Origin of the sequence: Clostridium sp. BJN0001 (assembly GCF_022869825.1) — a bacterium.
Lineage (GTDB): Bacteria > Bacillota > Clostridia > Clostridiales > Clostridiaceae > Clostridium.
Genome location: NZ_CP094971.1, coordinates 2,557,501 through 2,584,045, shown reverse-complemented (window position 1 = coordinate 2,584,045; position 26,545 = coordinate 2,557,501). Strand labels below are relative to the sequence as shown.

Here is a 26,545-nt window from a genome sequence, read left to right as displayed (position 1 = left end):
TGCTAATTTTTCATATGCTACACTAAATTCATCAAGAGTAAGGAGGAGATAAAAATGAATGTAGTGATTTGTCTAATTGGCGTTGCGGCACTCATATATTTTATTTATTTAGCATGTATATTGTTAGGGGGAGATAAAAAATGACTAATTTAATATTGCAATATGCATTATATTTAATAATATTAGTAGCATTAGCTATTCCACTTGGAAAATATATAGCAAAAGTTATGGATGGCGAAAAAGTATTTTTATCAAAGATATTAGTACCTTGTGAAAATGGAATTTATAAATTAATGCGTATCGATAAAAACGAAGATATGGAATGGAAAAAATATTCACTTTCAGTAATATTATTTTCTATTATAAATCTAGTAATATTGTTCTTAATTCATGTATGTCAGGGAGTTTTACCATTAAATCCTGAAAAATTCTCAGGAATCAAATGGGACTTAGCATTTAACAATGCAGTAAGTTTTTTAACAAATACAAACTGGCAGGCATATTCAGGTGAAAGTGCATTAAGCTATTTTACACAGATGATAGGACTTACAGTTCAGAACTTTGTTTCACCAGCAGTTGGTATGTGTGTACTTTATGGATTAATAAGAGGATTACTAAGAGTAAAACAAAAAGGTATAGGAAATTTTTGGGTTGACTTTACAAGATCAGTTATGTATATACTAATACCACTTTCAATAGTAGTATCATTAGTTTTAGTATCTCAGGGAGTTGTTCAGAATTTCAAACAGTATGATACAGTTTCACTTACTGAACCAATAACTTTAGATGATGGAACAGAAGTTACTGAGGGAGTTGTTCCTCTTGGACCAGCAGCAAGCCAGATTGCAATAAAACAGCTTGGAACAAATGGAGGAGGATTCTTCGGAGTAAATTCAGCTCATCCACTTGAAAATCCAACAGCTTTATCAAATTTATTTGAGATGCTTTCAATATTATTAATACCAGTATCATTATGCTTTTCTTTTGGAAAAAGTATAAAAGATAAAAAACAAGGAGTAGCAATATTTGTAGCAATGGCTATAATGCTTGTTGCAGCACTTGGAACAATTGGAATTAATGAACAGAATGCAACACCACAGATTGCAGGAAATGGTCAGATAAATATAGAGGCCACACAGACTCAATCAGGTGGAAATATGGAAGGAAAAGAATCAAGATTTGGTATAGCAAGTTCAACTACATGGGCTGCCTTTACTACAGCGGCTTCAAATGGTTCTGTAAACTCTATGCATGATAGTTATACTCCAATTGGAGGAATGATTACAATGCTTCAAATGCAACTTGGAGAAGTTATTTTTGGAGGAATAGGTTGTGGACTTTATGGAATGTTAGGATTTGCAATACTTACAGTATTTATTGCAGGACTTATGGTTGGAAGAACACCTGAATATTTAGGCAAAAAGATAGAGCCTTTTGAAATGAGAATGGCAGTTTTAGTATGCCTTGCAACACCTATTGCAATATTAGTAGGTAGTGGTATAGCAAGTATTCTTCCACAGGTAACTGATAGCTTGCATAATACTGGAGCACATGGATTTTCAGAAGTTTTATATTCTTATTCATCATGTGCAGGTAATAATGGATCAGCATTTGCTGGATTTAATGCAAATACTCCATTTTTAAATGTAAGTCTTGGACTTGTAATGCTATTTGCAAGATTTGTACCAATGGTAGCTACATTAGCTATTGCAGGGAATATGGTACAGAAAAAGCATGTTGCAGCTAGTGCAGGTACTTTACCTACACACAATGCTATGTTTATATGTCTTTTAATATTTGTAGTATTACTTATTGGAGCGTTAAGCTTTTTCCCAGCATTGGCACTCGGACCTATTGCTGAATTTTTTCAAATGTTTGCTTAGATGAGGTGAGAAATTATGAATGAAAATAAAAGCAGTTTTACCGATAAAAAAATGGTTATAAGAGCAATTAAAGATTCTTTTACTAAGCTTTCACCAAAGACTCAGATGGAGAATCCAGTAATGTTTCTTGTATATATATCTTCAATATTAACAACAATATTGTTTGTTGTTTCATTATTTGGAGTTAAAGATTCAAATTGTGGTTTTATATTTGGAATTACAATAATTTTATGGCTTACAGTTTTATTTGCTAATTTTGCAGAGGCAATAGCAGAAGGACGTGGAAAAGCACAAGCTGATTCACTTCGTGCAGCTAAAAAAGATGTAGAGGCACATAAAATTCCTTCAGCTGATAAGAAAGATCAAATAACAAAAGTATCATCAGCATCACTTGTAAAAGGTGATATTGTACTTGTAAAGGCAGGAGAACAGATTCCTGCAGATGGTGAAGTTATTGAAGGAGCAGCTTCTGTAGATGAAAGTGCAATAACAGGAGAATCTGCACCAGTTATAAGAGAAGCTGGTGGAGATAGAAGTGCAGTAACCGGAGGAACAACAGTAACATCTGATATACTTGTAATAAGAACTACAAGTGAACCAGGTCAGAGTTTCCTTGATAAAATGATTTCAATGGTAGAAGGAGCTGCTCGTAAGAAAACTCCAAATGAAATTGCTCTTCAAATTTTGTTAGTAGCATTAACAATGATATTCGTATTAGTAACAGTTTCTTTATATACTTACTCAGTATTTTCTGCAAATCAGATGGGAAAAGCTAATCCAACATCTGTTACATCGCTTGTTGCTCTTTTAGTATGCCTTGCCCCTACAACTATAGGTGCTTTACTTTCAGCTATAGGAATTGCAGGAATGAGCCGTTTAAATCAGGCAAATGTACTTGCAATGAGTGGACGTGCTATTGAAGCCGCAGGAGACGTTGATGTTTTAATGCTTGATAAAACAGGAACAATAACACTTGGAAATAGACAAGCATGTCAATTCCTTCCTGTAAGTGGTGTGAGTGAAAGAGAGCTTGCAGATGCAGCTCAGATATCATCTCTTGCAGATGAGACACCTGAAGGAAGAAGTATAGTTGTTCTTGCAAAAGAAAAATTTGATATTCGTGAAAGAAATATGTCAGAACTTAAGATGGAATTTGTACCATTCACAGCAAAAACAAGAATGAGCGGTGTTAATTTTAAAAATAATGAAATTCGTAAAGGTGCTGCAGATTCAATAAAAGAATATGTTACAGATAATGGTGGAAATTATCCAAAAGAATGTGATGAAATAGTACTCAGATAGCAAATAAAGGAGGAACACCTCTTGTTGTAACAAAAAATAGACAAACTCTTGGAGTTATTTATTTAAAAGATATTATAAAACAGGGTGTTCAAGAAAAGTTTTCTGATTTAAGAAAAATGGGAATTAAGACAATAATGGTTACAGGAGATAATCCTCTTACAGCAGCAGCAATAGCAGCAGAAGCAGGAGTTGATGATTTCTTAGCAGAGGCAACTCCAGAGGGAAAATTAAAAACAATTCGTGAATTCCAGAAAAAAGGACATTTAGTTGCAATGACAGGAGATGGAACTAACGATGCACCTGCTCTTGCTCAAGCTGATGTTGCAGTTGCAATGAATACTGGTACTCAAGCAGCAAAAGAAGCTGGAAATATGGTAGATTTAGATTCATCACCTACAAAACTTATAGACATTGTAAGAATAGGAAAACAGCTTTTAATGACTCGTGGAAGTTTGACAACATTTAGTATAGCAAATGACCTTGCAAAATATTTCGCAATAATCCCAGCATTATTTATAGGATTATATCCAGGATTATCTGCACTTAATATTATGCATCTTCATAGCGCCGATAGTGCAATATTCTCAGCTATTATATATAATGCGCTTATCATAGTAGCATTAATTCCTTTAGCACTTAGAGGAGTAAAGTATAGAGAAGTTTCAGCAGGAAAATTATTGTCACGAAATCTTCTAGTTTATGGCTTAGGTGGTATCGTAGTACCATTTGTAGCAATAAAGATTATTGACCTTATTATTACATTTGTAGGTCTTGTTTAAAGAAAGGATGAATTTAGCATGAATAATTTTGGAAAAATATTTTCTAGAGCAGCTATATTATTTATAATATTCACAATTATATGTGGTGTTATTTATACTTTATCAATAACTGGAGTTTCACAAATTCTATTTCCTAAACAGGCTAATGGAAGCATAATAGAAATTGATGGTAAGAAATATGGCAGTACACTTTTAGCTCAGCAGTATACTGATGAGAAGCATCTCTGGGGAAGAATAATGAACGTAGATACAGATACTTTTACAGATGAAAATGGTAATAAATTAGCATATGCAGGACCTTCTAATATGAGTCCTGCAAGTGATGAGTATAAAAAAATGGTACAAGAAAGAATTGATATGATAAAAAAAGCTAATCCTGAAAAAGGTGATGAAGATATCCCTGTTGATATTGTAACATGTTCAGGAAGTGGACTTGATCCTCATATTTCTGTTGCAGCAGCAGAATATCAGGTTGATAGAATTGCTAAAAACAATGAAATGTCAGAAACTGAAGTTGAAAATATAATTAAAAAATATACAAAAGGAAAACTATTTGGAGTTCTTGGAGAAAAGACTGTTAATGTTTTAGAAGTAAATCTTGCACTTGATGGAATATTAAAATAGTATTTAATAAAAATAAAGGAAAGATAATATGAGAAGTCTAGCTTTAGAATTAAAGAAAACTTTTTTTAATAAAACCGATAGTAGGAATAATAAGAAATCAGAAATGGAGCTTATACTGAAACTTATCTATAAATTAAGCAAAGAAGTAAGTATTAATCCAAAAGTTAAATGTATAAAGGATGAAAAGTCAGTATGGGTTCTATTTGAAGATTCAGCATTTGACAGCAATTCAATAATTGATGATTATGCTAGTATTATTGCAGATATATCAGAGAAGATGTCTATTAGCGTAAATGGAATAATTAATAATTTTGAGATTGGTGAAATAAAATTTGTTAATGAAGGCAATAGTTTAAAAGTAGATAAGTATAGTGAATCTGGTAAAGAATTTGATATAATTTATGATTTATGCATTAGAATTAGGGTATCTAATGACGAAGAGCTGGAATTGTTAAATGAAGCAGTTAGTAGCATAAAATATACTTCAGATTGTATTGCTGTAAAAAGAAAATGGGATGTTTATTTTTCTCAAAAAGAAAAAGATTCAGTTAAATATACAAAATATAATTATATTATATTAAATGATGAGGATTATGATGGAGATTATATAGGTTCGTTAAATATTTCTCAGATAGAAAATTTATGGGTAGATTTTTTATGTAATTATCATACTGCATTTGAATTTGAAATTTTATATGATAGATTTGTTTCGGGAAGCATAATGCATGGTATATTTGCATGGGAGCTAGCATTAAGAAGTGCATTATCGACTCTACATATAAAAGTAGAAAAATCAAAACGAGATTTTAAAATAATAGATAAAGATGGCAAAAGAAGATATTATAATTTTGAATCATTCTCAGCAGCGGAAAAGATTTTATTAAAGATACTATTTCCAGTTAAGAATGAAGTTAAATGATATAAAATTTTAAAAGGCTGTTATGCTAAAGATTAAATGGGTATTCGACATTTTTAGTATAACAGCCTATAATTTATTTTATATGAAAGGGGAGCGTATTATGGATGAACGTCCTAATCCGGATAAGATACTAAAAAAAATTTCATGTGAAGAAGAAGAAGAATCTGAAACACGTGGAAAATTAAAAATATTTTTTGGATATGCAGCAGGAGTTGGAAAAACTTTTGCAATGCTAAAAGAAGCTCATGAATTAAAAAAAGCTGGGATAGATGTAGTAGCACGATATATAGAACCACATACTAGAAAAGAGACACTAGAACTTTTAGATGGTCTTGAGATGCTTCCTAATCTAAAAGTTAAATATAAAGGAATAATATTAAATGAATTTGATCTTGACTCAGCAATAAAAAGACATCCTGATGTTATTCTTGTTGACGAACTTGCACATACAAATGCTAAAGGGGTGCGTCATATAAAAAGATATCAAGACATACATGAACTTTTGAATAATGGTATAAATGTATATACTACTGTTAATGTACAACATATAGAAAGTTTAAATGATATCGTTGCTTCAATAACAGGAATAGTTGTAAGAGAAAGAATACCTGATAATGTATTTGATCAGGCTGATAAAGTTGAACTTGTAGATATAGAGCCAGACGATCTTATAGAAAGACTTAATGAAGGAAAGATATATAAGACAAATCAGGCAAAAAGGGCTTTGGATAATTTCTTTACAAAAGAAAAGCTTATAGCTTTAAGAGAGATTGCATTAAGACGTACAGCTGATGCAGTTAATAAGAAAACTGATAAAGAAAGAGAAAAAGAAAATTTAAATTATTATACAGAAGAGCATGTACTTATATGTCTTTCAAGTTCACCAAGCAATCCTAAAGTAATAAGGACAGCAGCGAGAATGTCAGAGGCATTTCATGGACTTTTCACAGCATTATTTGTTGAAACTACTAATAGTAGGGAGTTTGAAGGAGAAAATAGAAAGAGACTTGAAAGTAATTTAAAACTTGCACAGCAGCTTGGAGCAAAAATTGCTACAGTTTATGGTGATGATGTTGCAAATCAGATTGCACAGTATGCTAGAGTTAGTGGAGTTTCAAAGATAGTAATAGGAAGATCAAATAATAAAAAAACATTATTTAATAGGAAAAAGACTTTAGTAGATCAACTTACTGGGGTTGCACCAAACATTGATATTTATATAATACCTGATAATAGTAAAAAATATAAAAAAAATAGAACAAAGGTGAATTGGAGCAGATTTACATTAATAGATATATTAAAGACTATAGGAGTTCTTTTAATAATTACTATAATAGGACTTATTTTTTATGACCTTGGATTTAATGAAGCGAATATTATTACTATATATATATTAGGTGTTTTGATTATTTCTATTATAACAGACGGAAAAAAATATGGATTATTATCATCATTACTAAGTGTATTAATATTTAATTTTTTATTTACAAATCCGAGATTTACAATGCAGGCTTATGGTAGAAGTTATCCTCTTACATTTATAGTAATGTTATTGTCATCATTAATATCTACAAATCTTGCAACAAAAGCAAAAACTGAAGCGAAACAGTCAGCAAAAAAAGCATATAGAACTGAAGTCTTATTGGAAACAAGCCAAAAACTTCAGGCAGCTAAGAATAAAGAAGATATATTTGTAAAAACAGCCAATCAGGCACAGAAATTATTAGATAAAACAATAATATTGTATCCAGTAAAAGATGGTAAATTATTAGAACCTATGATTTATAAAGAATCAAACTCTGATGAGGATATTAATGAGTATATAAACGAAGAAGAGAAAGCAGTAGCACAATGGGTATTTAAAAATAAAAAACATGCTGGAGCTACAACTAATACACTTCCAGCTGCAAAATGTTTATATATGGCGATAAAAAATCATAAGGAATCATTTGCTGTAATAGCAATACCAATAAAAAAAGATGAAGGGTTAGATGCTTTAGAAAAGAATTTGCTTATAGCTATTTTAGGTGAAAGTGCACTATCTTTAGAGAAAGAAAACATTAATGAAGTAAAAAATGAAATATTCATGAAAGCAGAGCAAGAAAAATTAAGAGCAAATCTTTTAAGGGCAATTTCACATGATTTAAGAACACCACTTACAAGTATATCTGGAAATTCAGCAATTTTAATGGAAAATTCAAAGATTTTATCTGAAAGTAAAAAACAGGATCTTTATAGTGATATATATGATGACTCTATGTGGCTTATAAATCTTGTTGAAAATTTATTATCAGTAACAAGGATAGAGAATGGAACTATGGATTTAAATATTGAGCCTCAGCTTGTTGATGAAATAATCCATGAAGCACTAAATCATATTGATAGAAAAGCTTCTGATTATAATATTTCAACTGATATATCTGATGATCTTTTAATGGCAAGGATGGATTCAAGACTTATAATTCAGGTTATAATAAATATTGTAAATAACGCAATAAAATATACAAAAGCAGGTTCAGATATAACGATAGCAGCAACAAAACGTGGTAAAATGGTTTATATAGAGATTGGAGATAATGGATCTGGTATAGATGACTCGGATAAGGAAAAGATATTTAATATGTTCTTTACTGTAAATAATAATCATGGTGATGGAAGAAGGGGACTAGGACTTGGATTATCATTATGTAAATCAATAATAAATGCACATGGTGGTAAAATATATGTAAAAGATAATATTCCAAATGGAACTATTTTTGGTTTTACATTGTATGCTGAGGAGGTAAATTATAGTGAATAAACCGCAGATATTAGTAGTAGAAGATGATAAAGCAGTAAGAAATCTTATAACTACTACATTAGAAACTCAGAATTATAAATATAGAATTGCAGAAAATGGGAGTATAGCAATTGTAGAAGCTGTATCATATAGACCGGATATTATTATTCTTGATTTAGGACTTCCTGATATGGATGGAGTAGAAATAATAAAAAAAGTGCGTTCATGGTCTAATACACCAATAATAGTAGTAAGTGCAAGAAGTGAAGATGAAGATAAAATAGAGGCGCTTGATTCGGGTGCTGATGATTATATAACAAAGCCATTTAGTGTTCAGGAACTTTTAGCAAGACTTAGAGTAACTCTAAGACGTATTAATTATATTGAGGAAAAGAAAAATGGGGAAGATTCAAATTTATTTATAAATGGAGATTTAAAGATTGATTATTTAGCAGGGTGTGTTTTTATTGGAGAAAATGAAATTCATTTAACTCCTATAGAATATAAATTATTGTGTCTTTTAGCAAGAAATGTTGGAAAAGTTCTTACACATAATTTTATTTTAAAAGAAGTTTGGGGAAATGTACTTCCTAGTGATGTGCCATCTCTTAGAGTTTTTATGGCAACACTTAGAAAGAAAATAGAAGAAACACCTTCTAATCCAAAATATATTCAAACGCATGTTGGAATTGGTTATAGAATGCTTAGAATTAATGCAAATTAGCTAAAGAGCCGTAAATCTACTACGGCTCTTTAGCTAATTTTCTTAGAGTAGAATTGAAAGGAAAGGAAAAACAGTAATGGATGAATATTTAATTAAAAATACTACAAAACAGCAAAGAGAAGAGATAGTAAAAAAATCTTTAGGTTATAGTGATATAGGATGTGAAGAATGTGTGGATGGATACGATATGTATCAGCCATATATAGATGGAAAGATGGAGCTTTCAGAAATATCAGCATCATATAGAACTAATTATGTGGAAGAATCACCAGATTCATTTCAAAGAGGCGGATGCAGCGGAAAATAACAAATGAAAAAGGACAAAGGACATAATAAATGACAAATGACAAAGATGGGGGTTTCTGCTAAATCACAGAAAATTAGAATTTAAAAGCTTTCGCTTTATGCGAAAGCTTTTGTATTTTGCGCAAGGATCAAAAAAACATAAATTGAAATTCCTACGGAATTTTCACCACATTTGTAATTATTAAAATACATCTTCATTAATTTTAAAATAAGTCTACAATATAAATTAAAACATATATAGGTAAAAACAAGAAAAACTTTTAAATGCTGCATTTAGGAGTTTTTTTATTTTTAGAAAACTATTGCATACGTTTAAATAAAGTTGTACAATATGTACAACAGGAGGAAATAAAAATGTATGATGATATAACAGAAAAATTACAAAACCTTGGTTTTAACAATGTTGAGGCAAAAATATACATAGCTTTGATAAAATTTAATGAACTTAATGGTTCTCAAATAGCGAAGAAACTTAATGTTTCAAGATCATCTGTTTATACTGCATTAAATAATCTTTACGATAAAGGTATTGTTTATCTTGTAGCAGATAAAACAAATATGTATAAGGCTAAAAATCCAGATGTGCTGATTAATATGTTAAAAAGCAATTTTGAGAAAAATACTGAAAATCTTAAAGACGAACTTTTAAATCTAAAAAGTAAAGAAGAAAGTGTAGTTTATTACAATTTAAAAGGAACTGAGAACTTTATTAATAAAGCAAAAGAATTTTTATCAATAGCAGAAAAAGAAGTTTATATCAATACATGTATCGATATAGATGTTTTTAAGGAAGATATATTAAATGCATCAAAAAGAAATGTCAGGATAATTATTTTCTCATATGGACCTATGGATAAGCACGATTTACCAGTTGAATTATATAGGTATCCTGAAAATAATCATAATCTTCCTAAGGAAATAAGACTTATGATGGTTGCTGATTTAAAATATACTCTTATATGTTCATCAGATGCTGAAAATATAAATCTTAAAGGAACATTCACAGAAGATAAACTGCTTGCAAAGATTGTGTCAGAGCATATTCATCATGATATCTATATGTTAAAACTTAAACAAAAAGAAAAGAGAGAACTAATAAATGATGATATTAAATTAAATACTCTACTTGAAAATAGAAGAGATTAAAAATTAAATGAAGGAGAGATGATGATGTCAAAAAATAAACTATTTGAATATTGGAAACAAATACTTTTAATTGCAGTCCCTGTATCACTACAAAACATTCTTATCGCATCTTTAAGCGGTATTGATCAGATTATGGTAGGACAGCTTGGTACTACATCTGTAGCAGGTGTCGGAATCGGTTATAAGATACCTAATCTTTTTGTAATTACTATAACATCTATAGGTACTTGTGTAGGTATAATGGTCAGTCAGTATTTTGGTGCTAAAAATAAAAAATGCATGATTGAATCTTTAGTAGGAAATTTGATATTTGCTATATTGGTATTTATATTATTTTTAATTCCATCGCTTATTTTTCCAAAAGAGATAATTGGATTTTTTACAAAAGATACAGATGTAATTCCTGTTGCAGTAAATTACTATAAAATTCTTTTAGTTGCATTCATTCCTATGACATTAAGAGCATTACTTACTGCTTATATAAGAAGTATAAAAAAGATAAGAATAGTTGTACTAGCATCAATGGCTTCTGTTGCAGTTAATACAGGACTTAACTATGTATTAATATTTGGAAAGTTTGGCATGCCAAAGCTTGGCTATATTGGTGCAGCAATAGCAACAGTAATAAGTGTATATGTTGAATGTATTATTCTTATAATATCATTTATAAAAGAGATAAAAAATTATGAGTTTGATAAATCGATTATGAAGATAGAAGGAACATTTTATAGAAAGATAATGATAATTCTTATACCAGTTATACTTAATGAATTTTTATGGGGACTTGGAGATACACTCTATAGTCTTATATATAGTAGAATGGGGACAACGGAAATGGCGGCAATGGCACTTACGTATCCAATTCAAAATGCATGTATAGGTTTATTTCAAGGAATAGCTGCTGCATCTGGAATAATAGTTGGTAATCTTCTAGGTGAAGGAAATAAGGAAGAAGCATATAATTATAGCAGATTCTTTATGAAAATTAGTATATTTGGAGGAATAATTCTTGCAGGAATATTGTTTATAGTAAATAGATACTATGTAGCATTATTTAATGTTGATACAAGCGTAGTAAATCTTACATATAAAATGGTAATAGCTTATGCTTTTGTAGTTTGGATAAAGATTTCCAACATGGTAGGAGCAGGAGGAATTATAAGAAGTGGTGGAGAAACTAAAATAACTCTTTATATGGATCTTTTAGGTACTTGGGTTATAGGAATTCCACTTGGATTTATTATGGCTTTCGTATTTAATTTATCTCTCCCTGTTGTCTATATGTTCATATCTTTCGAAGAGTTTGTAAGATTTATAATTACTATTGTTGTACTTAGAAGAAAGAAATGGATGGTTAATTTAACTGCTGTTACTGCTAATTAAAGATTTTTAGCAAGTGTTTTATAAAGATTAGAAAATATACTCCCTTTTCTCCATATAAAATAGAAATTGTGATTTTTTTGAAGATCATCAATTTCTATTTTTTTTAATAGTCCTTTTTTTAATTCTTCTTCTACAGCTACTTCATATAGAAAAGTAATTCCCATATTGTTTTTAACAAGGCTTTTTATAGCATTTATATTGCCAACCTGATATTTTTTGTTAAAATCATTTATAGTAAGGTTATGTCTTTCTAAGTTCCTTTCAAGTATATCTCGTGTCCCAGAACCTTTTTCCCTTGTTATAAGAGTTTCAGATAAAAGATCTTCTAATTTTTTTGCGCTTTTTTTAAATTTATATTCAGGACCAGAAACACAGATATAATTCTCTTTTGAATAAATTATATAGTCATATTCATTTTTTACAAAGTATCCTTCAATTAATGCAAAATCTATTTCTCCATGTTTTAATTTATGTAAAAGAGTTGATGTATTTTCAACTATCATAGTGACATCTGAAATATCATTAACTTTTAAGTAATTATGAAGCTTATTAGGTAAAATAAATTCACCTATAGTTAAAGTTGCTCCGAATTTTAAACTTCTAATATTTTTGTTTCTTTGATTAATTTTTTCTTTTAAAAATTTGTCATCATGGCTCATTGTAAGAGCTGCTTCATAAAAAATACTGCCTTCTTTTGTAAGGCTTATTTTTTTACCTTCATACTCAAAAAATTTTGTATTATATTCTTTTTCTAAATATTTAATATGCTGAGATACTGCAGGCTGTGTAATACATAATTTATTAGCTGCTTTTGTGAAATTCATATATTTACACACGTTAAGAAAAGTATATATTCTAAAATCAAGCATGTTTTCTCCTTTTAAAATTGTATTATTTTATATATCATAACATATTTTTATTGATATATAAAAATAAATAATTTTATATTATGATTGCTAGATGATAAGATAGTAACGAAGAGGGAGGAATAAGAATGGATTTTATTAAAAAAAATTACCAAGGCATAGCGTTAAGCTTTTTAATAGGGCTTGTTGCATGGTTTTTGGGTAAGCAATTTTCAATTATAGGAGGACCTGTATTTGGAATAATTTTAGGACTTATTATAGCATTTATACCAAGAAAAGAATATTTTGAAACTGGAATCAAGTTTACTTCAAAAAAGATTCTTCAATATGCAATAGTTTTACTTGGATTTTCAATGAATTTATATCAAATATATAGAGTTGGAAGCCAGTCGTTAATAATCATAGTATCAACAATATCAACATCTTTAATTGTTTCATATGTATTTAGCAGAATTATGAAAATAGAGTCAAATACTGCTATTTTGATAGGTGTTGGTTCATCTATATGTGGAGGATCTGCAATTGCAGCTACAGCACCAGTTATAGATGCAGACGATTCTGATATTGCAAGATCAATTTCAGTAATTTTTCTATTTAATATAATAGCAGCATTTGCTTTCCCAATAATCGGAAGCATGTTTCATTTTAGTGATACAGGATTTGGAATGTGGGCAGGAACTGCAATTAATGATACATCTTCTGTTGTTGCAGCAGGTGAAACATGGTCAAGCATGTATGGAAATAATGTTGCTTTAAATTATGCAACAATAGTTAAACTTACAAGAACACTTGCAATTATACCAATTACATTATTTCTTGCGTTTTATCGTTCTAAAAAGCAGGTTGCAACCTCAGTAAAGTTTACTAAGGTATTTCCATGGTTTGTATTATTTTTCTTATTAGCATCAGTTTTAAGTACATTTTTAAATTTAAGTGTATCAATAACAAAACCATTAACAGAACTCGGAAAATTCTGCATTACAATGGCTATGGGTGCTATAGGATTAAATACGAATATTGTTAAATTAATAAAAACAGGTGGAAAGCCTATTATACTTGGTTTATTCTGCTGGATAGCAATAATATTTGTATCATTATTTATGCAGCATTTATTACATATTTGGTAAGAAAAAATAGCAGGTTACTCTTAAAATAAAATTTAAATGAATAAAATTTTAAATTTTATAAAAACTAAGTGGGTAAAACAAATCAAAAAAGGAGAGTAGCCAATGATTAAGTATTTAAAAAAAATTAAAGTGATTGCAACAGTATTAGCATTAGGTATGTTTCTAATTCCTAGTGCAAATGTAAAGGCTTTGGAGGCAGGAAAGAAAGAAAAAAGCAGTATGCCTAAAATTGTATCAGCTTGTCAAGCTTCAGAAGATACAATTGAAGTTACATACGATAAAAAAGTAGATCCAAAGAAGGCTTGCATGCCAGAAAATTACTGGATTCAATCTCTTACAGAGGAAAAGCCATGTCCGATTGCAACACTTGGAAAAAATGGAAAACAAGATAAAGAAAATTCATTAAAGAAGGAGAGCGTAACTATATCTCCTAAAGATTCAACTAATAAAGTTTATACTTTAAAATTTAAATGTAAAATCCCAGCAAAAATGAAGTATAAGATTATTGTTCTTCATATAACAGAGCCTGGTGCTGAAAATTATAAAGGTGATAACGGAATGGTTGATGTAGCTACAAAGTAGGATAAAATGTACAGCTTTTAAAGCTGTACATTTTTTATAGTGTGCCCAGCATGGGCACGTGCTAATCGGTGAAAGTCCGTAATGGGGGCTGATAGTGCCAACCATTAGCTTAAGACAAGGGTGTCCATCGCAAGGTGGAATCTGAAGGAAGTCGGCGGCAAAGCCTTGGTCTGAGGAATACGAACCACATCTGAGGCTCAATTCCGTGGGTGAACTTGCTATACAAAGTAAAGCCCAATAACTATCCGAAACGGAAAGAGTAAATGTGGCAGATAGATGAGGTGAAAGTACGTGTTCTTACCTGGGGAGGTCTGATAGATAAGTGCCTAAAGAAATTAAGTTTCTAGGTACAACCTATATAGTGATATATAGCTGAACTATCAGAAGTCAGCAGAAGTCATAGTAACTCCGCTAATCGCGATAGCGGATGAAGGACTGAACGTTAGGAGGTTTACAACTTTGGATAAATCAAAGAAATTGCAAAGAAAGCAGAAAACTCAATATAGAGACCAATTGATGGAAGTAGAAGTGGAACTTCAAGGTAAATCAAAGGTGCCGAGCAATCCTATGGTTTTACCAAATAGAGAAAGCGTAAACGATGGAGCATTTGATACTAGTAGATTACTTGAAGAAGTTCTAGAAAGAAATAATATGCTTTCAGCACTTAAAAGAGTAATTAGCAATAAAGGTAGCCATGGTGTCGATGGAATGAAGACCGATGAACTTCGTGAGCATATCAAGAAACACTGGGAAACAATTAAAGCTAAACTACTAGAAAATAGATATAACCCATCACCTGTAAGGAGAAAAGAAATATCCAAGCCAGATGGTGGAATTAGATTATTAGGGATACCAACTGTACAAGATAGATTGATTCAACAGGCTATTGCTCAAGTTTTATCTAAAATATATGAACCTTTATTTTCTGAAAATAGTTTCGGATTCCGTCCTCGTAGAGGAGCAAAGGATGCTATAACAAAATCAAAACAATATATAAATCAAGGAAATAGATGGGTTGTAGATATGGATTTAGAGAAATTCTTTGATAAAGTTAATCATGATATTCTTATGAGTAAACTTGAAAAGAAGATACAAGACAAAAGATTGTTAGCATTAATAAGAAAATACCTCAAAAGCGGAATTCTCATTAATGGGGTTTCAGTAACAAGTGAAGAAGGAACACCGCAAGGTGGTCCGTTAAGTCCATTATTAGCTAATATAATGTTAGATGAATTAGATAAAGAACTTGAAAGACGAGGTCACAAATTTTGCAGATATGCAGATGATAATAATGTATATGTCAAAAGTAAAAGAGCAGGACTTAGAGTAATGAAATCTATGACAAATATAATTGAAAATAATTTAAAGCTTAAAGTAAATAAGGATAAAAGTGCAGTAGACTTTGTATCTAAACGAAAATTTTTAGGATTTTCGTTTTACTTTTCGAGAAGCGGAGCAGAAATAAGAATCCATGAGAAATCCCTAAAGAGATTTAAGGAGAAGGTCAAATTCTATACTAATAGAAATAAAGGAATTAGCATGGAATACAGACTATTAAAATTAAATCAAATCACAAGAGGGTGGATTAATTATTATGGAATTGCTAACGCTCGCGGAAAGCTAGTAGAACTAGACAAATGGATTAGAAGAAGACTAAGAGCTTGCATATGGAAACAATGGAAGAAGATTAGCACTAAACAAAGAAATTTAGCTAAACTAGGAATCAATAAATACAAAGCATGGGAATATGCAAATACAAGAAAAGGCTATTGGAGAATCTCCAAAAGCCCTATACTAAACAACTCTCTAAATAATAAATACCTAGAATCTCTAGGATTTATTAGTCTAACACAAACATATCAAATGATACATTAATTTCTGATGAACCGCCGTATACCGAACGGTACGTACGGTGGTGTGAGAGGACGCTAAATAAAATAATTATTTAGCTCCTACTCGATTTAGAATATTCTTTTAAAAACTCTATTAAACAGTTTACTGATATAGGCAGTGAACTATTTTTTTTATATACTATACCGATATTTCTTTCAGGTATTGGTATATTTACTGGTATTTCTAGTAGTGTTTTATTTTCTAAATCTTTAGACAAAAATTCTTTAAGTGTTGAAGTTATTCCAAGACCAATTCTGGCACATTCAATTAAAAAATCCATATTACTTGCTTCTATATCAGGAACTATATTAAGATTTTGAGATAAAAAATATTTATCAATATACTGACGTGTTGCATTTGGATTCTCAAGAAGCATAAAGCTTGCCTTAGTAAATATTTCATCTATATTATTTAAATTTAAATTTTTTAAGTATTCTGGAGAAGATACTAATATATCATGGAGTTTTTTTAATTTTATAAATTTTAAATCTTCATCTTTACAATTTGAAAGCCCTACAATTGCAATGTCAACTTTTTGAGATTTTATAAGTTCTATATTATCAAATGTAGGCCTATTAATGATTTTAATTTTAAAATGAGGATAATATTTAATAAATTGATGAAGTATAGGAAGAAAATAATTTTTTCCTATAGTTGTACTAACTCCTATATTTATTAGTCCTGCTTCTTTATTTTTTAGTTTAGTTAATATGTTTTCTCCAAGTAAAATTTCACTAAAAGCTTTTTCTATATGATTATATAATTCTTTTCCTTCAGATGTTAAAGAAACTCCCTTCGAATTTCTTTCAAAAAGCTTTATATTTAGTTCAGATTCAAGCTGTTTTATTGATTTACTGACAGCAGGCTGTGATACATAAAGAATTTCAGATGCACGAGAAATATTTCTACATGTAGCTGCAGTATAAAAATATTTATATAGGTTAAGATCACCTAACATATTATAACCTCCAGTTATTAATATCATAACTAATATATCTTTTAATTATATCACAAAATATAGTAGAATATAGTTACTAAAAAATAGTGATAAATTTATAGAAAGGATGATATTAATGAAAATTGGAATAATTGGTATTGGTGCTAATGGAACATATATTGCATCTAAACTTCTAAGAGCAGAGGAAGACGTTTATTTATTTGCAGAAGGAGAAATGCTTTCATTATTAAAAAGAGATGGAATAACATTAAAAGACGGTAATCTTTATTATAAAAATATGCCTAAATTTATAAATGATTTTTCAGAAAAGCAAGATATGCTTATGGATATTGTTTTTGTATGTGTAAAATCTGAGTGCTTAGAAAAAGCTGCAGCAAAGATAAAGAATTTTGTTGGAGAATATACTATAGTTATTCCAGTTGTTAGTGGAGTTAATTCTTGTGATAAATTATATAGATCCTTAAAAAAAGGAAAAATTATAGATTCTGCATTTCACTCAAATTTAAGGCTAATTGGAACAGGAATTGTTTATGTTGCTAATGATGGTTATGAATTTATAATATCATCAAATAGCAATCATCCTGTATATAAAATAAATCTTGATATAGTGAAAAATGTTTTAGATAATGCAAAAGTAGAATGCATCATAAGTGATGATGCACAGGCTAAAGCATGGGATAAGTATGTTTTTAATTGTGCATTTAATATTACAGATTCATATTATGATGTTGGAGCAGATGGAATTCTTCAGGATAGAATTAAGTTTGAAACATTCTGCAATATCGCAAAAGAATGTGAAAACGTAGGAAGATCAAGGGGAATTAAATTAAATCCTAACATATATAATATAGCAATAAATTGTTTGAAAAAGTTATCAAAAAAAGCAATAAGTACAATGCATAAGGATTTAATAAGGGGTAGAAAATTTGAACTTGAAGCATATTGTGGAGACTTGTGCAGAATGGCAAATGACGTTGGAGTATCAATACCATATAGTAAAATGGCATATGAAAGTCTTAAAATGCTTCAACCTGCATAAAAAATAAATAATTTAATAAAAGGCATGAATATAGAACATCTTAGTATATTAAAGATGCTCTATATTTGTGCTTTTTTCTATTTCTTTCGAAAACATTTACAAGAAAATGTTGACTTTTTTGTAAAAAAAACTATAGTATAGTTAAAGGGTTTTTGAGGAGGAGAAATTATTATGGAGATTTATACAAAATTATTTGAATTTATTTCGTTATGTTTATTGGTTATTTATGTTTTGAGTAAAGTAAATATAGTTAACAAGTATATTTATTATAATTTAAAAACAGTTTGTGGAAGAATATTTATGGTTACTATTTTTAGTATCCCTATTATTCTTACATCAAAATTTGCTATGCGGATAAATGAAGCATCGATAAATATTAGAGATGGTATAGCTGTAGTAGCAGCTATTGTTGGAGGACCCATTGTAGGAATAATCGTATCCTTTATAGGAGCAGCATATAGGTTTACGCTTGGAGGATGGACAACATTTGGATGCTGCACGGCTACAATATTTTCAGGATTAGTAGCATCAATTCTAATTATAATAAGAAAAAGAAGTATAAATAAACTTACTTTTAAAGAAGTAATTTTATATTTCTTAGTAACAGCATGCTTTGAAATTATTCATCTTTTAATTTTTGTACCTTTACTTGGACAGAAGAGTTTTTCAGAAGCATTTGTTTCTATGGTTAATACACTTCTTATTCCTATGACACTTATGAATGCATTTTTTACACTTATAGTTCTTATTTTTATAAAAGATACAATTATCAATAATCCTAGAATATTATTAAAAAAACAGAAAGAACTTGCTGAAAAATCTGAAGAATCAAATAAGAAAATATTAGCTATTAATTCAAAAATTAAGGATGTTTCAGTGGTTTTAATGGATATAGTTACAAATCTTACGAAATCAGTAAATCATTCTGCTAATAAGATAGAATCTATAAAAGGATTTATTAACAATATGTCTTATACAACTAAAGATCAGAATGATATTTTAATAGAAAATAACAAAAATGTAGAAGAGTTTGCAGAGATTATACATAAAGCATCAGATATAAATAATGAAATTCAGAAAAGTTCTGATTCTATATTAAATATGAATAAAAATAGTCTTAGCAAAATGGTAAATCTTAAAGATCAGAATAATGAAAATTCAGCCAAGCTATTTGAAGTGGATAAAAAAATAGAGATCCTTTCACAAAAGTCAAAGAAAATCAATTTAATTATAGAAACAATAACTGATATTTCTGAACAGACAAATTTGCTTGCACTTAATGCATCAATTGAGGCAGCACGAGCAGGAGAAAATGGAAAAGGATTTAGTGTTGTTGCACAAGAAGTTCAGAAATTGTCTGAAAGTACTGGTAAAGCAGCAAGTGATATAAAAGCACTTATAAATGATGTACAAAGTGAAATAAAGAATACATCGAATGCAATGAAAGTTACTAAAGATAATGTATTAAAGCAAAGCAGTATAGTTAAAAGTACAGAGGAATCATTTAAGGGCGTTTCATCTTTAAATGATAAGATTACATTAAGAATTAAAAATGAAACAGAAATTCTTAGCAAAATAAATAAGGGAACAGAGGGTATACTTAAATTATTTTCTCAGATAACAGAAAGATCTGAAACATTCTATTCAGATTCTAAAAAGCTTGATAGTGATTCAGATTGTGTAATGGATGCTATGAAAGAAGTAAATGAAAGACTTACTAATTTAAATAAATCAGCTGATGAACTTAAATTATTGATTGAATAGGATAGATAAGAAATTATAATTTACCACAGCCATATGGCTGTGGTAATAAAAATAAAAAAATGTTGGAAAAACAGAGTTTTTAATAGTATGCTTTATTACGAGACAGGAGAACAATGGGGTTATCCTTTCGATTAATTTTTAAGAAGGGATGTATATAATTATGGAGATAGAAAATACTAATAAAAATGAGTTAAATACAGCACAGATGCTTGTAAAATGTTTGGAGGCTGAAAAGGTAAAATATGTTTTTGGTATACCAGGCGAAGAAAATCTTGAAGTTATGAATGCACTTTCAAATTCAAGTATAAAATTTATTACAACAAGACATGAACAAGGCGCAGCATTTATGGCAGATGTTTATGGAAGACTTACAGGTAGAGCTGGAGTATGTCTTGCGACTTTGGGACCTGGAGCTACTAATCTTGTTACAGGAGTTGCAGATGCAGATAGTGATGGAGCACCTATGATAGCTATTACAGGTCAGGTTGGTACAGAAAGAATGCATCTTACTTCACATCAGTTTTTGGATCTTGTAAAAATGTTTGAACCAATAACTAAAAGAAGTAAGCAGATAGTTCGTCCTGATACTGTAAATGAAATAGTAAGAATTGCTTTTAAATATGCAGAAAGTGAAAAACCAGGGGCATGTCACATTGATTTACCTGTTAATATAGCAAAAATGAGTGTAGGGGAAAACAAAATGCCTTTAAAAAAGAAAATTGCACCAAAAGAAACTGCGGATTTAAAAGCAGTTGAAGAGGCAGCATGTGAAATTTTTAAAGCAAAAAAACCTGTAGTTCTTGCAGGAAGCTCAGCAATTAGAAACAAAGCTTCTAAGGCAGTTACAGAATTCGCTACACAGTTAAAAATACCAGTAATAAATACAATGATGGCAAAAGGAATTATTCCATTTGATAATAAATATTCAATGTGGACAATAGGAATTCCTCAAAAAGATTATGTAAATAAGATAATTGAGGAAGCTGATCTTGTTATTGCGGTAGGATATGATATAGTTGAGTACGCACCACTTAAGTGGAATCCTGATGGAAAGACTAAAATTCTTCATATAGATACTCGTCAATCACATATAAATAAATTATATCAGCCTGAAGTAGAAGTTATTGGAGATATATCTGAATCGCTTTATAGTATTTTAGGAAGAACAGCACCAAAGGAAGAACCTATAGATGCGCTTAAAATAAAGGAAAAAATGAAAGCAGAACATGAAAGCTATGAAAATGATAGTTCATATCCTATGAAACCTCAAAAAATATTAAATGATGTTAGAAAAGTAATGGGAAAAGAAGACATTGTAATTTCAGATGTAGGAGCTCATAAGATGTGGATAGCAAGACATTATAATTGCTATGAGCCAAATACATGCATTATATCTAATGGATTTGCAACAATGGGCATAGGAGTACCAGGAGCTATTTCAGCAAAACTTATAAATCCTGATAAGAAAGTACTTGCTATTGTAGGCGATGGTGGATTCATGATGAATAATCAAGAAATGGAAACTGCACTTCGTATTAGAACTCCTATAGTAGTTCTTATATTTACTGATTCAAGTTATGGACTTATAAAATGGAAACAACAGGATAAATATGGAACTTCATGCTACGTTGATTTTACAAATCCTGATTTTGTTAAACTTGCAGAAAGTATGCATGCAAAAGGATATAGGGTAAATAAAGCAGAGGAATTAATGCCTATTTTAGAAGAAGCATTTAAACAGACAGTACCAGTTATAATAGATTGCCCTGTTGATTACGGAGAAAATGTTAAACTTACAGAGCATCTTAAAAAAATTTATCAGGAGATATAGAGAGATAAATATATGATTAATTTCTTAAATCTTAAGTATTTTTTAGTAGCAGCAGAAGAACTTAATTTTACAAGGGCAGCAGAAAAACTTTTTATTTCACAGCAGTCATTAAGTTCACATATATCAAAACTTGAAAAAAATCTAAATGTTAAGCTTTTTAATCGCTCAAATCCACTTACTCTTACTCATGCAGGAAAGAGTTTTGCTAAAAATGCAGCTAAAATGTTGGATCTTAAAGAAGAATCTATAAAAGAAATAGCTGATATTATTGATTTTAAAACAGGAGATCTTTATATTGGAGTATCTCATACAAGAGGACGTGCTCTTCTTCCAGATATTTTGCCAGAGTATAGCAGAAAGTTTCCTAATATAAAGTTTCATATATTTGAAGGAAATTCAAAGGAACTTGATGTAGCTCTTGATAAAGATGAAGTTGATATAATAGTAGGAATGCTTCCATTTAATGCTGAAAATACTGCGGTAGAGAAGCTATGTAAAGAAGAAATATTAATGATAGTACCTGATAAGATTTTAAAAAAATATTGCAAAAATACTTATCAGAATATAAAAAATCAATTTGAAAGAGATATTGATATTTCGCTTCTAAAAAATTGTCCGTTTTTAATGGTGAATGCTAGAAATAGAGTAAGAATAATAGCGGATGAGATGTTTAAAGAAAAAAATATTAAGCCTAATATAATATTAGAAACTGAAAATATAGAAACTGTTCTTGCACTTTCTGTTAAAGGAATGGGGATAACATTTTATCCAAGAACACTCATGAATAATAAAGATCTGACATTTGTTAGGGATATGTTTAAAGAGATAAATATATATAACTTGGAATACAAAAAAACACATGGCACTTTAGCTATAGGATATAGAAAAGATAGATATATTTCAAAAGCAGCTAAAGAGTTTATAAAAATTGCAAAAGATAAATATAATTAGATATTAAGACTGGTTTTCAATTTCTTGAAAAACCAGTCTTATTTTATTTAAAAAGGGAATCCCCCCATTTTAATTTCTTAGAAGACTTATATAAGCTTCCATCTTTTTTTGTTAGTGATAAATTTTCTACTTTATTATTATCTGTGCAGATTTGAAGTGATATATGTCCTTTTTTTATTATAGGATGTCTTAATATTCTTGAATATGGTTTAAGCTTAAAATCATTTTTAGAAACGGCTATATATGAAAATTTTTCATCTTCATATGGAGCGTCTCCTTTTTTTAATATACGATGAAGTTTACTACGCTGAATTCTACATGAAAAATGACACCAGTCAGAATCTTCAATTTGGCATGTGTTATTAGATGGACAAGGAGCAATTATGTGTGCACCTTCTTTTAAAAGATATTCACGTGCCATTTTTATATTTTTAAATCCTTGAGGGGTACCAGGTTCTACTATAAGAAGAAGATTGTTTGTCATGTCATAAAGCTTATCTATAGCTTTTATACGAAAATCTTCGCTTAATTCATTTAACATATATGAAGTTATGACTATATCACCTTTCTCTTTAAGACTATCTTTTGTTATATCATATTTTATCCAATTAGCATTATTTAATATGTTAGGACCAGTTTTCATTATTTTAGATCCAAGGTTTCTCATTTTATCTTCACGTTCAAGGCATGTGATTTTTTCTAAATTAATTAATGAATAAGCTGCCCATGATGCGGCACCTGTACCCGCACCAACATCTATGAGTGAAGAAAATGTAGAATCTATATTTTCTAAAGTGTATTTAAGCGCAGAATAAACAGAACCAAAGGTAGCTGGCATCCTGACAATTGAATAGACTGATGCATCATTATCTGAATCAATAAGATTAAGTCCTTTTCCACTTTTATTTTTATATTTGTCTGTTAATGATTTTCTACTATTAATAAGAGTTTCATTTTTTATATTAAAAGTCTGATTTTCAATATAGTTTTTTAATTCTGCTGGTAAATCCATTATTTAATCCTTTCTAAAATGCAGTATCTATGAATTTAAATTTCTGAACATCAAAAAGACCTTTATCAGTAATTCTTAATGATGGAATTACGGGAAGAGATAAAAATGACATTGTGAGAAAAATATCAAAATCTGCATTATCAGTAATATAGTTTAAAGCAGTATGAATATTATTAAGTTTTTCTTTTATATCTTCAAATGGAAGATTTGTCATAAGTCCTCCTATTTGAAGAGGAAGAGAAGCTATAACTTTCTCATTATCTATAATAACAAGTCCTCCACCTATTTTTGAAAGCTGCTTTTGTACAGCTATCATATCATTATCATTTGTTCCTACAATAATTATATTATGAGAATCATGGGCTATAGTAGTTCCAATTGCACCTCTTTTTAAAAGAAGTCCATTTAAAATACCTGTTCCAATTTTCCCAGTAGCTTTATGCCTTTCTATAACAGTAATTTTTAATAAATCTCTTTTGGTAGATTGTTTAAATACATAATCGTTATTAAATTTATCTTTAAGATCATCAGTAATATCTAATGATAAATGTTTTGTTTCAAGTTTATTTGGAATAAGCTTTATTGCATTTAATTTGCTTTTATTTGTAATATTTATTTGTAGATCTTCTTTTGTGAGATTACGCTTAATATTTATTGAATTAGGAATAGATAAATTTAATTTAGTACTATTTTTTGAAGAGATATTAATAAGTTTACCGTTTTTGACAACTAAGTTTCCATCTTTATAAACACTGTCAATTACAAAATTATTTAAATCATTAAGTATTATAAAATCTGCTCTATATCCAGGAGCAATAGCACCTCTATTTTTAAGACCATATATATTAAAGCCATTATATGAGCCTATTGATATAGAAGTTTCCGGACTTAAACCATTTTTTATACAATATTTTATAGATGAATTTATTGAACCTTTTTTAAGTATATCATCTATATGCATATCATCAGTGCAGAATGCAAATCGCGAGCTATTATTTTGATTAATTGCAGGAAAGAGTTCTTTAAGATTTTTAGCGGCTGTTCCCTGACGAATTAGTATATTCATACCAAGACTAATTTTAGATAAAGCTTCTTCTTTACTGATGGATTCATGGTCTGTTTCAATATGGGCAGTTCTGTAAGAGTTATTCATATTGAATGTAAATCCTGCTCCGTGACCATCTATTATTTTATTATTTGAAATAGCATCATATATTTTATCAATCATTGAATCTTCAGTATTAGAAAGCGCAGGATAATTCATAACTTCTGCGAGACCTAATACTTTTTTATTATTATAAAATTCTTTTAAATCTTCTGCATTAAGTACAGCACCAGAATCTTCAAAATTAGTTCCTGGCACACATGATGGAAGCATAAAAAACATATCAAAAGGTATATTTTTAGATGACTTAAGCATAAATTTTATTCCGTCTACACCCATAACATTAGCAATTTCATGAGGATCTGCAATTGCTGAGGTAATTCCATTTAAGAGAGCTATTTTATAATATTCATCGGGAGTTACAAAGCTTGATTCTATATGGCAATGAGAATCAATAAGACTTGGACATATAAATTTTCCTGTACCATCTATAATAGTATCCGCTTTATATTTTCCTATACCTACAATATATCCATCTTTAATAGCAACTGAATTAATGAAACGTCTTTTATTAAATACATCAATAATAGTAATATTTTTAATTAAAAAGTCACAGGGAAGCTTGCCTGTAGAAGCTTTTATTGTATCTACAAGAAGGCTTTTATTCATAAATAATCACTTCTTTCTGTAAACAATCTTTATTTTATATTGTAACAGTAATTAAAGTATTATCAAACTAATAAATTGTCCAATATGTATCTTGACAAATTGTACTAATACATTTGCAATATGTGTAATTGAGATTTATTATTAAAGTGATAAAAATTGAGGGGGCTATTAATTATGAAAAGAGAAGAGACTAATAAAAATCTTGCCCAGATGTTAAAGGGCGGAGTAATAATGGATGTTACAAATAAAGAGCAGGCAGTTATTGCTGAAAAAGCAGGTGCTTGTGCAGTAATGGCACTTGAGAGAGTACCTTCTGATATTAGAAAAGAAGGTGGAGTTGCAAGAATGTCAGATCCTAAAATGATAAAGGAGATTCAGGAAGCTGTATCTATACCTGTAATGGCAAAAGTAAGGATTGGACATTTTGTAGAGGCACAGGTTTTGCAGGCTCTAAACATTGATTTTATAGACGAAAGTGAAGTAATTACTCCTGCAGATGATAAATATCATATAAATAAAGAAGATTTTGAAGTACCATTTGTATGTGGAGCAACTAATATTGGAGAAGCTTTAAGAAGAATAGGCGAAGGAGCTTCAATGATAAGAACTAAAGGAGAAGCAGGAACAGGGGATGTAGTTCAGGCTGTTAAGCATATGAGAACAATGACAAGTCAAATAAAAGAAATACAAAGTGCATCTGAAGAAGAGCTTATGACAATTGCTAAAAAGTATGATGCACCATATAATCTTGTTAAATATGTCTGGAAAAATGGAAAACTTCCAGTTGTAAATTTTGCAGCAGGAGGAATTGCTACTCCTCAGGATGCAGCACTTATGATGCAGCTTGGAAGTGATGGTGTATTTGTAGGTTCAGGTATATTTAAATCACAAAATCCAGAAAAG

The 26,545-nt window shown here is 29.6% G+C and carries 20 protein-coding genes and 1 pseudogene (1 of these 21 cut by a window edge); 17 read left to right on the top strand and 4 right to left on the bottom strand.

Going from position 1 to position 26,545, the window contains the following annotated elements:
- Positions 1–140: 140 nt before the first annotated feature.
- The 9 genes and pseudogenes from kdpA (at position 141) to MTX53_RS12445 (ending at position 11,845) form a co-directional block, all read left to right on the top strand.
- Positions 141–1,883, top strand: coding sequence for a potassium-transporting ATPase subunit KdpA (gene kdpA, locus MTX53_RS12485; protein WP_244834072.1), 1,743 nt, complete (start codon positions 141–143; stop codon positions 1,881–1,883).
- A 15-nt stretch (positions 1,884–1,898) separates the two neighbouring features.
- A pseudogene (gene kdpB, locus MTX53_RS12480) lies at positions 1,899–3,964 on the top strand (potassium-transporting ATPase subunit KdpB).
- An 18-nt stretch (positions 3,965–3,982) separates the two neighbouring features.
- Positions 3,983–4,588 (top strand): potassium-transporting ATPase subunit KdpC, encoded by a 606-nt coding sequence (kdpC, locus tag MTX53_RS12475; protein WP_244834071.1) that lies wholly within the window; start codon positions 3,983–3,985, stop codon positions 4,586–4,588.
- A 28-nt stretch (positions 4,589–4,616) separates the two neighbouring features.
- Positions 4,617–5,507 (top strand): hypothetical protein, encoded by an 891-nt coding sequence (locus MTX53_RS12470; RefSeq protein WP_244834070.1) that lies wholly within the window; start codon positions 4,617–4,619, stop codon positions 5,505–5,507.
- 97 nt (positions 5,508–5,604) lie between these two features.
- Complete coding sequence (locus MTX53_RS12465) at positions 5,605–8,307, top strand: sensor histidine kinase KdpD (RefSeq protein ID WP_244835500.1); 2,703 nt, start codon at positions 5,605–5,607, stop codon at positions 8,305–8,307.
- Positions 8,300–9,010 carry a response regulator transcription factor gene (locus tag MTX53_RS12460; protein ID WP_244834069.1) on the top strand — a complete coding sequence of 237 codons (711 nt, stop codon included), beginning with the start codon at positions 8,300–8,302 and terminating at the stop codon, positions 9,008–9,010. The genes MTX53_RS12465 and MTX53_RS12460 overlap by 8 nt, the downstream gene beginning before the upstream one ends.
- A 76-nt stretch (positions 9,011–9,086) precedes the next feature.
- Positions 9,087–9,317, top strand: coding sequence for a purine biosynthesis protein PurH (locus tag MTX53_RS12455; RefSeq protein ID WP_244834067.1), 231 nt, complete (start codon positions 9,087–9,089; stop codon positions 9,315–9,317).
- Between the two features lie 353 nt (positions 9,318–9,670).
- A complete protein-coding gene (locus MTX53_RS12450; RefSeq protein WP_244834066.1) occupies positions 9,671–10,462 on the top strand; it encodes a TrmB family transcriptional regulator in 792 nt (263 codons plus the stop codon).
- A 24-nt stretch (positions 10,463–10,486) separates the two neighbouring features.
- A complete protein-coding gene (locus MTX53_RS12445) occupies positions 10,487–11,845 on the top strand; it encodes an MATE family efflux transporter (RefSeq protein WP_244834065.1) in 1,359 nt (452 codons plus the stop codon).
- Here MTX53_RS12445 and MTX53_RS12440 read toward each other — a convergent pair.
- Complete coding sequence (locus tag MTX53_RS12440) at positions 11,842–12,714, bottom strand: LysR family transcriptional regulator (protein ID WP_244834063.1); 873 nt, start codon at positions 12,712–12,714, stop codon at positions 11,842–11,844. The two genes, MTX53_RS12445 and MTX53_RS12440, sit on opposite strands and share 4 nt — an antisense overlap.
- A 125-nt stretch (positions 12,715–12,839) precedes the next feature.
- Here MTX53_RS12440 and MTX53_RS12435 point away from each other — a divergent pair, with 125 nt between their 5' ends.
- From MTX53_RS12435 to ltrA, 3 genes are all read left to right on the top strand, one after another.
- On the top strand, positions 12,840–13,838 hold the full coding sequence (locus MTX53_RS12435) for a YeiH family protein (RefSeq protein ID WP_244834062.1): 999 nt from the start codon (positions 12,840–12,842) through the stop codon (positions 13,836–13,838).
- A gap of 102 nt (positions 13,839–13,940) precedes the next feature.
- On the top strand, positions 13,941–14,420 hold the full coding sequence (locus tag MTX53_RS12430; protein ID WP_244834061.1) for a hypothetical protein: 480 nt from the start codon (positions 13,941–13,943) through the stop codon (positions 14,418–14,420).
- Positions 14,421–14,879: 459 nt separating this feature from the next.
- Positions 14,880–16,295, top strand: a complete 1,416-nt coding sequence (gene ltrA, locus MTX53_RS12425; RefSeq protein WP_244833187.1) for a group II intron reverse transcriptase/maturase — start codon at positions 14,880–14,882, stop codon at positions 16,293–16,295.
- A gap of 70 nt (positions 16,296–16,365) precedes the next feature.
- On the opposite strand, the gene MTX53_RS12420 is transcribed toward ltrA, so the two are convergent.
- A complete protein-coding gene (locus tag MTX53_RS12420) occupies positions 16,366–17,271 on the bottom strand; it encodes a LysR family transcriptional regulator (RefSeq protein WP_244834060.1) in 906 nt (301 codons plus the stop codon).
- A gap of 115 nt (positions 17,272–17,386) precedes the next feature.
- On the opposite strand from MTX53_RS12420, the gene MTX53_RS12415 reads away from it, so the two are divergent.
- The 4 genes from MTX53_RS12415 (at position 17,387) to MTX53_RS12400 (ending at position 22,856) form a co-directional block, all read left to right on the top strand.
- On the top strand, positions 17,387–18,310 hold the full coding sequence (locus tag MTX53_RS12415; RefSeq protein ID WP_244834059.1) for a 2-dehydropantoate 2-reductase: 924 nt from the start codon (positions 17,387–17,389) through the stop codon (positions 18,308–18,310).
- Positions 18,311–18,481: 171 nt separating this feature from the next.
- Positions 18,482–20,074 (top strand): methyl-accepting chemotaxis protein, encoded by a 1,593-nt coding sequence (locus MTX53_RS12410; protein WP_244834058.1) that lies wholly within the window; start codon positions 18,482–18,484, stop codon positions 20,072–20,074.
- Positions 20,075–20,234: 160 nt separating this feature from the next.
- Entirely contained in the window at positions 20,235–21,905 is a 1,671-nt protein-coding gene (locus MTX53_RS12405; RefSeq protein WP_244834057.1) for an acetolactate synthase large subunit, read from the top strand.
- A 12-nt stretch (positions 21,906–21,917) separates the two neighbouring features.
- A complete protein-coding gene (locus tag MTX53_RS12400) occupies positions 21,918–22,856 on the top strand; it encodes a LysR family transcriptional regulator (protein WP_244834056.1) in 939 nt (312 codons plus the stop codon).
- A 43-nt stretch (positions 22,857–22,899) separates the two neighbouring features.
- Here the strand turns inward: MTX53_RS12400 and MTX53_RS12395 are convergent, their stop codons facing one another.
- Positions 22,900–23,868 carry a small ribosomal subunit Rsm22 family protein gene (locus MTX53_RS12395; protein ID WP_244834055.1) on the bottom strand — a complete coding sequence of 323 codons (969 nt, stop codon included), beginning with the start codon at positions 23,866–23,868 and terminating at the stop codon, positions 22,900–22,902.
- 13 nt (positions 23,869–23,881) lie between these two features.
- On the bottom strand, positions 23,882–25,642 hold the full coding sequence (gene ade, locus MTX53_RS12390) for an adenine deaminase (protein WP_244834054.1): 1,761 nt from the start codon (positions 25,640–25,642) through the stop codon (positions 23,882–23,884).
- A 174-nt stretch (positions 25,643–25,816) separates the two neighbouring features.
- Here ade and pdxS point away from each other — a divergent pair, with 174 nt between their 5' ends.
- Positions 25,817–26,545: the 5' portion of a pyridoxal 5'-phosphate synthase lyase subunit PdxS gene (gene pdxS, locus MTX53_RS12385; protein ID WP_244834053.1), read on the top strand. It continues 141 nt past the right edge of the window; 729 of the gene's 870 nt are visible here — the first part of the coding sequence; its start codon is at positions 25,817–25,819; the stop codon falls past the right edge of the window.

Coding starts and splice junctions, on each gene's coding strand:
- kdpA (WP_244834072.1), top strand. CDS start 141: ATGACTAATTTAATATTGCAATATGCATTATATTTAATAATATTAGTA.
- kdpC (WP_244834071.1), top strand. CDS start 3,983: ATGAATAATTTTGGAAAAATATTTTCTAGAGCAGCTATATTATTTATA.
- MTX53_RS12470 (WP_244834070.1), top strand. CDS start 4,617: ATGAGAAGTCTAGCTTTAGAATTAAAGAAAACTTTTTTTAATAAAACC.
- MTX53_RS12455 (WP_244834067.1), top strand. CDS start 9,087: ATGGATGAATATTTAATTAAAAATACTACAAAACAGCAAAGAGAAGAG.
- MTX53_RS12450 (WP_244834066.1), top strand. CDS start 9,671: ATGTATGATGATATAACAGAAAAATTACAAAACCTTGGTTTTAACAAT.
- MTX53_RS12445 (WP_244834065.1), top strand. CDS start 10,487: ATGTCAAAAAATAAACTATTTGAATATTGGAAACAAATACTTTTAATT.
- MTX53_RS12440 (WP_244834063.1), bottom strand. CDS start 12,714: ATGCTTGATTTTAGAATATATACTTTTCTTAACGTGTGTAAATATATG.
- MTX53_RS12435 (WP_244834062.1), top strand. CDS start 12,840: ATGGATTTTATTAAAAAAAATTACCAAGGCATAGCGTTAAGCTTTTTA.
- MTX53_RS12430 (WP_244834061.1), top strand. CDS start 13,941: ATGATTAAGTATTTAAAAAAAATTAAAGTGATTGCAACAGTATTAGCA.
- MTX53_RS12420 (WP_244834060.1), bottom strand. CDS start 17,271: ATGTTAGGTGATCTTAACCTATATAAATATTTTTATACTGCAGCTACA.
- MTX53_RS12415 (WP_244834059.1), top strand. CDS start 17,387: ATGAAAATTGGAATAATTGGTATTGGTGCTAATGGAACATATATTGCA.
- MTX53_RS12410 (WP_244834058.1), top strand. CDS start 18,482: ATGGAGATTTATACAAAATTATTTGAATTTATTTCGTTATGTTTATTG.
- MTX53_RS12405 (WP_244834057.1), top strand. CDS start 20,235: ATGGAGATAGAAAATACTAATAAAAATGAGTTAAATACAGCACAGATG.
- MTX53_RS12400 (WP_244834056.1), top strand. CDS start 21,918: ATGATTAATTTCTTAAATCTTAAGTATTTTTTAGTAGCAGCAGAAGAA.
- MTX53_RS12395 (WP_244834055.1), bottom strand. CDS start 23,868: ATGGATTTACCAGCAGAATTAAAAAACTATATTGAAAATCAGACTTTT.
- ade (WP_244834054.1), bottom strand. CDS start 25,642: ATGAATAAAAGCCTTCTTGTAGATACAATAAAAGCTTCTACAGGCAAG.